4 protein-coding genes and 1 pseudogene are annotated in these 6,719 nt (G+C 37.4%); 3 read left to right on the top strand and 2 right to left on the bottom strand.

Annotation, left to right across the window (positions count from 1 at the left end; genetic code table 11):
• The 3 genes and pseudogenes from B4H32_RS02735 to B4H32_RS02725 form a co-directional block, all read left to right on the top strand.
• Positions 1-866 (top strand): annotated as a pseudogene (locus B4H32_RS02735) (hypothetical protein); the annotation flags it as partial.
• On the top strand, positions 859-3,918 hold the full coding sequence (locus B4H32_RS02730) for a tyrosine-type recombinase/integrase (RefSeq protein WP_004679638.1): 3,060 nt from the start codon (positions 859-861) through the stop codon (positions 3,916-3,918). The pseudogene B4H32_RS02735 and the gene B4H32_RS02730, both read left to right, overlap by 8 nt.
• 119 nt (positions 3,919-4,037) lie before the next feature.
• Positions 4,038-5,200 (top strand): IS3 family transposase gene (locus tag B4H32_RS02725; RefSeq protein ID WP_141629348.1). Its coding sequence is split into 2 segments (ribosomal slippage): positions 4,038-4,284 and positions 4,284-5,200, totalling 1,164 coding nucleotides; the frame shifts between segments, so codons are not numbered across the junction.
• Between the two features lie 119 nt (positions 5,201-5,319).
• Here B4H32_RS02725 and B4H32_RS02720 read toward each other — a convergent pair.
• Positions 5,320-5,643: a helix-turn-helix domain-containing protein gene (locus B4H32_RS02720; RefSeq protein ID WP_010589536.1), complete on the bottom strand. Its 324-nt coding sequence runs from the start codon at positions 5,641-5,643 to the stop codon at positions 5,320-5,322.
• Positions 5,644-6,020: 377 nt separating this feature from the next.
• On the bottom strand, positions 6,021-6,404 hold the full coding sequence (locus tag B4H32_RS02715) for a hypothetical protein (protein ID WP_004679647.1): 384 nt from the start codon (positions 6,402-6,404) through the stop codon (positions 6,021-6,023).
• Positions 6,405-6,719 lie beyond the last annotated feature (315 nt).

Genomic DNA, 6,719 nt, shown 5'->3' with positions numbered 1-6,719 from the left:
ACACTCAAAATGAACAACTAGCCGACATTCTTACAGGCATCGATGCAAATCGATCAGTTTCTATTTCATATTGTTCGTATCCAATCTACCGTTTGCAGCAAAGCTATCAGGGTACAGTACAACAACTATCAAATGATTTAGCAAAAGAAATCCATGTCATTGATGATGATCGAGAAAGATTTGGTAGCTGTAAAGCGCCGAAACCTGCAACAGTGACGGCGATATTTGCATATTTACAACATCAGATTATTCAAGCTAAACACCATGGGCAAATGCTTGAGATGTTCAATCATTACAATGTCTGGCTGTGGCATATTTTATTATTGTTCAGTGCTGCTCGACCTGTCAGCGAGTTCCCGGGTTTCTTAAAAAATTTCGATTTAAAACAACAGTGGCTTTGGATTTCTGATAAAGAAATTCACTCAAGAACGGATGATGGGCGTTTAATCCCATTATGTGATTTTGTTGTGAAGGAAATCCGCTTATTCATTACCTACTTAAATGAATTTAAACAACTACACCCAGAGCATCAACCGTATATTCAAGAAATTTTAAGCAGTAAAAGACCCCTTCTCAGTGTCTATCAACATGGTCAATGGCAAGCCCTCAGCCCTCATTTAGTCAACAGTTTCACTCGTATTATGCAACTTGATCATGCCAATTGGCTTAGGCACACAGCTCGTGCATATCTCACCGAAAAAGCAGATGAAAACTTCATTCTGGCTTTGTTTGGGCATGAGCAAAACCAACAAGAAATGGGGCAAAAATTCTCAAGTCTTTCGCTTCAACAATATAAAGAACTCGCCAACTGCCTCAACGATATGCAGCACGCTTACCAAATTGATGGGATGTATGAACATGCTTAAACAAAAACATTATGCACATGAGCGCCGTGCTAAAGATAGAAATAAAAAACAAATGAAAGAGCGCTTACATATTCAATTGATTATTGAGGAGTTTCTCTCCCAAGAAAAATTACAACAGGCACAACAATCACAAAATTTCCCAGATCTCTATAACCAAGTGATTCAGCACTTAGAGCAACAAAAAGTAAGCTTTTCTTTAAAAAAGAGCTTTTATCAGCACTTCCGCAAACACATCATTCAATACAATCGCACCAATGATGCAGACTTACCACTGCCTACGCAGCACCTCGCCTCTATTCAACGAGCCTCTTTACTCTTTAATGAATCTTGGTTAGAGAATTCGAAATATCTCACATATTTAAAAGAGCGACTCTGGCGTTATTGGCATACTGTAGAATATTTTTCGGATGATGAAATTGTTGGCAATCTTCTTATAAGTGCAATCCTGTACGGCGGACTTTCACATCATTCAAGCTTGAATGCTTTACTTGAACATCTCAAATCTGATGAAGCAATCTACCATCTTCAGACCTTACAACTTCCGCTTCTATTCTTAGAACCTCAATCGCCGCAATATGGTGATTTATATGATCCTAAACAAACCTTAAGGAAATCTCGAAATTTTGTACCAGATCGGCTAACACAGCTCTGGATTACTCGATTTAAGACACAATTAATAGATATCCAACACGATTGTTACACTTATATCCGTTACGTTTTTAATGCCTTAGAGCTTTCTTTTAACCAGAAGAAATTTAATCAGCTTTTACAAACCTCCAGTCATTCATTTATGCAACTAGACAAGGTCAAATTAAGCCCTGCGCTTGCACAGTGTTTAACTGAAGAAATAGAAAGCTGTGGCTTAAGTCCAAGTGCTTTTAAACGCTATCTCTCACCTCAGCTAATACTTGACCACTCCGATCAAACTGAAGCACCACAGCCCCAAAATATCAACAACAGAGTAAAAGAGGAAAAATTACACACTGAAGATCCTCTTGAGGCACTTACTGCTTTGCATAAACAAATTTTGACGTTCTTTAAAAATAGGCATAAGACTACCTCGGATCTATGTAACCTGCTGCACAGCCAACATGCCTATCTTCCAGAAAATGCGAAACGGCTTGGGCTTTGGCTATTTAGCTTATTTCGTCCGACTACAGAAGATATTAAGCAAATCACAGAGCTTTATCAGCTCGATCAAAACAAGTACTTACTCTATATCAATCATCAGCAGAAGATTCGTCATTCTTCAATCTATAGTTATTACACCAAACTTGCCGAGTCATGGTTATTACATAGCACCGATTTTATAGAAGAATGCAATCTCAATGATCACCTAGAAGTGATCTACAAGCGTATGTTAAACGGCGTCGGTAAATCTAAATCACAAAAATTTGATCTCTTAAAACGTTTTCATCACTTTCAGCGTGTCATATTTGATGCTGATGTGTTCCCAATGCAGAATGAAAGGTTTCATTTAAGCTCACCGAAAGCCGAAATCATCTCTGCAAAAATATTCCAACAGATGCTTGCGCGACTTGAATACTATAAAAGCCCAAGCTATACAGCCCATGATTTAGAAATGCTCAGTATCGTATATACGATAGCGTTTCGTACGGGCATGCGGATTAATGAAATACTCGGCATGCGAATCAAGGATGTTGAAGGTATTCAAGCCAGTTCAATTTGGATACGTCCATATCGTGCAAAGCATCAACAACATTTACTTAAAACAGATAGTGCTGAACGCAATCTCAACGTTCAAATTCTACTAACTCAAGAGGAGCATCTTAAATTTCAACATTACTGTCAAGTACGGCGCCGTGCTTATAGGCCCAGTCAATACTTGTTCACGATGTGGAACAGTACTGAACGCCTTAAACCTAATATGGTGACACTTCCTTTTCAACGCATCCTAGATGCAATATTGCCTGGTCATCGTTATTCTTTTCATTCTTTACGGCATACTGCAGCGAATAACCTCGCTATAATTTTGACTATGGACTACGAGTTTGTAGTTGCATTCACGGACTATTCAAACGATCATTACAACCTCATCAGAAGTCATCTATTACGCTCTAAAGCACCACAAGACAGCTGGTATTTAATTGCGCACCTGCTCGGTCATATTGAACCAAACGAGACCTTCCGAAGCTATATCCATCTCAGCTATGTGATGGCAGGTTTTCAATTACGTCAATTTGATCTGATGCTTTCCACCCAAATTATTCAAAAAATCTGTCCAACTTTAATAACGCCGTTGAAACATGCTCAAGAGATCCACCTCAGCAGTTTTGACACTCAAATGCTTCAAGCGACTCATGTAATACCATTAGGCATAGATAAACAATCAAGTATGCCAATCAATAAAAAAGAAATTCAGCAAAAACCTACTGATGATTGCATCTATGGTACTGCTCGATCAGAATATCCGTCTGCACTGATCATAAAAATACTCAATGCATTAGATCAATCTTATACACCTGAGCTTCTGTCTCAAAAGTATGACTTTCCAATTAAGACACTCATGCTGTGGCAACAAAATATACTTAAGCTCAAACAACTCAAAAATCGCAAGAACCGACCTCGCTTCATTATTGATGCTGATAAATCACAACGCATACTTCCACATATTGAAACCAAGGAAGAAAAAATAGTCTTAGAGTATTTTTTTAAACAGCTTAATAAATTGAAAAGTGATGATGCAAACATCTTAAATGCACTACATATTTTTGAAATGAAAGCCAACATTTCACATGCTGGATTAATCTTTAATAGTGCTGATATAAGGCTAGCAAATCGATTTTTGACAGGAATTTATTCTTTATTTCCAGAAAAATATTGGCAGATTGCTATATCTTCTGAAATCTCTGAGGAAAAGCTCATGGAACGACTGCAGTTTAAATTTCTATCTTGCAGCATGAACAGCAGTCTAAATAATTCTTTTAAGTTTGAGCTAGTATCCCAAAACAATGGAAAGGCACTAACCGTCTTACGCTATTGCATGTTGGTTTTACTGATCCTGTGTACGCCGTCGCAACCTAGATCATAGCTGATCTGGCTGATAACCTGAAAACTCATAAAAGTCATGCAACAATTGAGCATAGTGAATAGCCACCGATTTTGTAGACACCTTTTAGTTAGATAAAATGGCTAATTAACGAGGTGCTTATGAGCAGTAAACGATATACTCCAGAATTTAAAATTGAAGCAGTAAAACAGGTCACAGAGAAAGGTCATAGTGTTGCTGATGTCGCAGCGCGTTTAGGTACGACTACACATAGTTTGTATGCCTGGATTAAACGTTATGATCCACAGCAGCCCAAGACGATAGAATCTAATGATCCAAGTGCAGAATTAGCGAAATTAAAAAAAGAGCTGCAAAGGGTCACTGAAGAAAGGGACATATTAAAAAAGGCCGCGGTGTACTTCGCAAGCCAGTCCAAATGAGGTACGCCTTTATTCAGGACAATCAGCACATATGGCCTGTTCGTCGTTTATGTTCAACGTTAGATGTTCACCACAGTGGTTATTACGCATGGTTAAAGCAACCCACCAGTAAAACTGCAAGGAAACGGCAACAGCTTTCAGGCCTGATTAAACAATTCTGGCTGGAATCTGGCGGAGTCTATGGCTATCGTAAGATTCACTGTGATTTGAAAGATGTTGGCGAAAGTTGTGGGATCAATCGAGTACATCGACTGATGAAAGCAGATGGTCTTAAATCACAGCGTGGTTATCGTAAGCCTAGAGCTTACGCTGGTACTCCGGCTGTCATTGCCGCAAATAGCTTAAATCGACAGTTTAATCCAACTCAGCCGAACCAATTATGGGTGACGGACATTACCTATATCCGTACACATGAAGGGTGGCTATATCTTGCGGTGGTGATTGACCTGTTTTCACGTCTTGTTGTTGGCTGGTCTATGAAATCCAGAATCACGACAGATTTGGTTTTAGATGCGTTATTGATGGCTTTGTGGCGAAGAAATCCAAAGAACAAAGTCCTAATCCATTCTCTTGCGAAGCAATGCTTCTCAGGCAGCCAATATACTAGCCATGAATGGCAGACATTTCTCAAGCATCATAATTTTGAAAGTAGTATGAGTCGTAGAGGCAATTGCCATGATAACGCTGTTGCAGAAAGCTTCTTCCAGCTATTAAAGCGGGAACGAATTAAAAAGAAAATCTACGCAACTAGAACTGAAGCAAGATCAGATATCTTTGAATATATTGAGATGTTCTATAATTCAAAACGCAGACATGGTTCCAATGGTCAGCGTTCTCCATTAGATTATGAAAAGGCCCATCAAAAGATGGTTATGTGTGTCTAGAATTTTGGTGGCTATTCACTGTGATGATATGTGCTGCTTCCCACAAATGGGTTTCTAAGTCTTTTAAATCAAGGAGAGTCATAAATTTACTACATTCAATTTATATAAATATGGATAAATTACTTTTGTAAAGACAAGATAAATTTCTGAATCATTTCTCTTTCTAACTCAGATAACTCTTGAATAGATTTTAAAATGGGATCTGTGCCTGAATTTGAGTATTGATCAGTACGTCCAAGCAAGTAATCACTCGAGATATTTAGTGCTATCAACAACTTATATAAGTTTTCCAATGATGGTTTTCTAGAACCAGCTTCGATATGTGAAATCGATGTAGATGGGATTCCAGATTTATCAGCAAGTTCTTGCTGAGTCATTTTTCTTTGGGCTCTTATTTCTTTAAGTCTTTCACAAAAGAGCTTAGAGTCCATTTCAATCAACATAAGGCACCATAAATCCCCAATAAAAAATTGACCATATGGATAAGTTAGCTTGTATACATTGACAGTATTTTATTGTCGAATTCGACAAAAAGATATCTTTTAAAGAAAATTTTATTAATAATTATCACTGATTTGTACTAAGACAAACCTAACCGTTATGAAATCAAAATAATTAGAGATATATGAAAAATAAAATCGTATATCCCTTTTCAAAAAAGCTAATCATTAATCTTGAATCAAGATCATTTTCCTTCAGCTTATAGTAGACCTCTTGCGTTAGTCAAAATTTGAGCAGGCACGACATTGGATTTATAAAGTATTGCATAAAGTTCAAATAATTAAAAAACCTACTTTCGCAAGAAGTCTAGTCATTCAAACTATTTAAAATAATAGCCGAGTGTATCGTCCTTTGAATCACCCCACCCCGTCCATATCTGATTCAGTTTTACGTAATGCTGATTAACGCTTTGGACTTTATATAAATAGCTACGTGGTGGAGAAATGTTATTTATCCGTACTTTCTCAATCAGAATGAAGGTCTTGTCATCTAACCATCTTACTCTCAACGATAATGGGTCTTGGCATTGCCCCATTTCAGCATACATTGCAGCATCTTTACCATTCTTGGAAAATGACAAGCCTGCACATTCTACATCAGGTAAATCTAAGACTAGTCGTTTTCCAACTAAGCTTTCTTTTGCGCCTGCACAAGCCAGCGTAGAAAGACTTAAACATAATCCTGCAAATATTATTTTTTTCATTTGATATGACCCTTTATTTATTTGGAGGTTAAAACACATTGTCAATAAAACCACACTGTAAGATGTACTGTGGGGAATTAACTGAACTGTCATAAAGGCTGATAAAAGCAATCATGTTATTCAGATCAGAGGTATAAGGTTTACTCGTGACGAGAAGTTTTTTAATCATCAATGTCATTTTATTGTTGTCCTTATTTTCTATTACCGATTATTCACATTAAACCAGTAGGAATATTCTTTAGGCTGACCATTCACCAGAACATTACTAAGTTTGACATCGTAGATCACGTTCAATTTCAAATCGTCAAAGCTAAA

The sequence above is a fragment of the Acinetobacter sp. UBA2063 genome (assembly GCF_002333245.1).
Classification (GTDB): Bacteria; Pseudomonadota; Gammaproteobacteria; order Pseudomonadales; family Moraxellaceae; genus Acinetobacter; species Acinetobacter parvus.
Note: the sequence above shows the minus strand (reverse complement) of the source record. Positions and strands in the feature narration are given on the sequence as shown.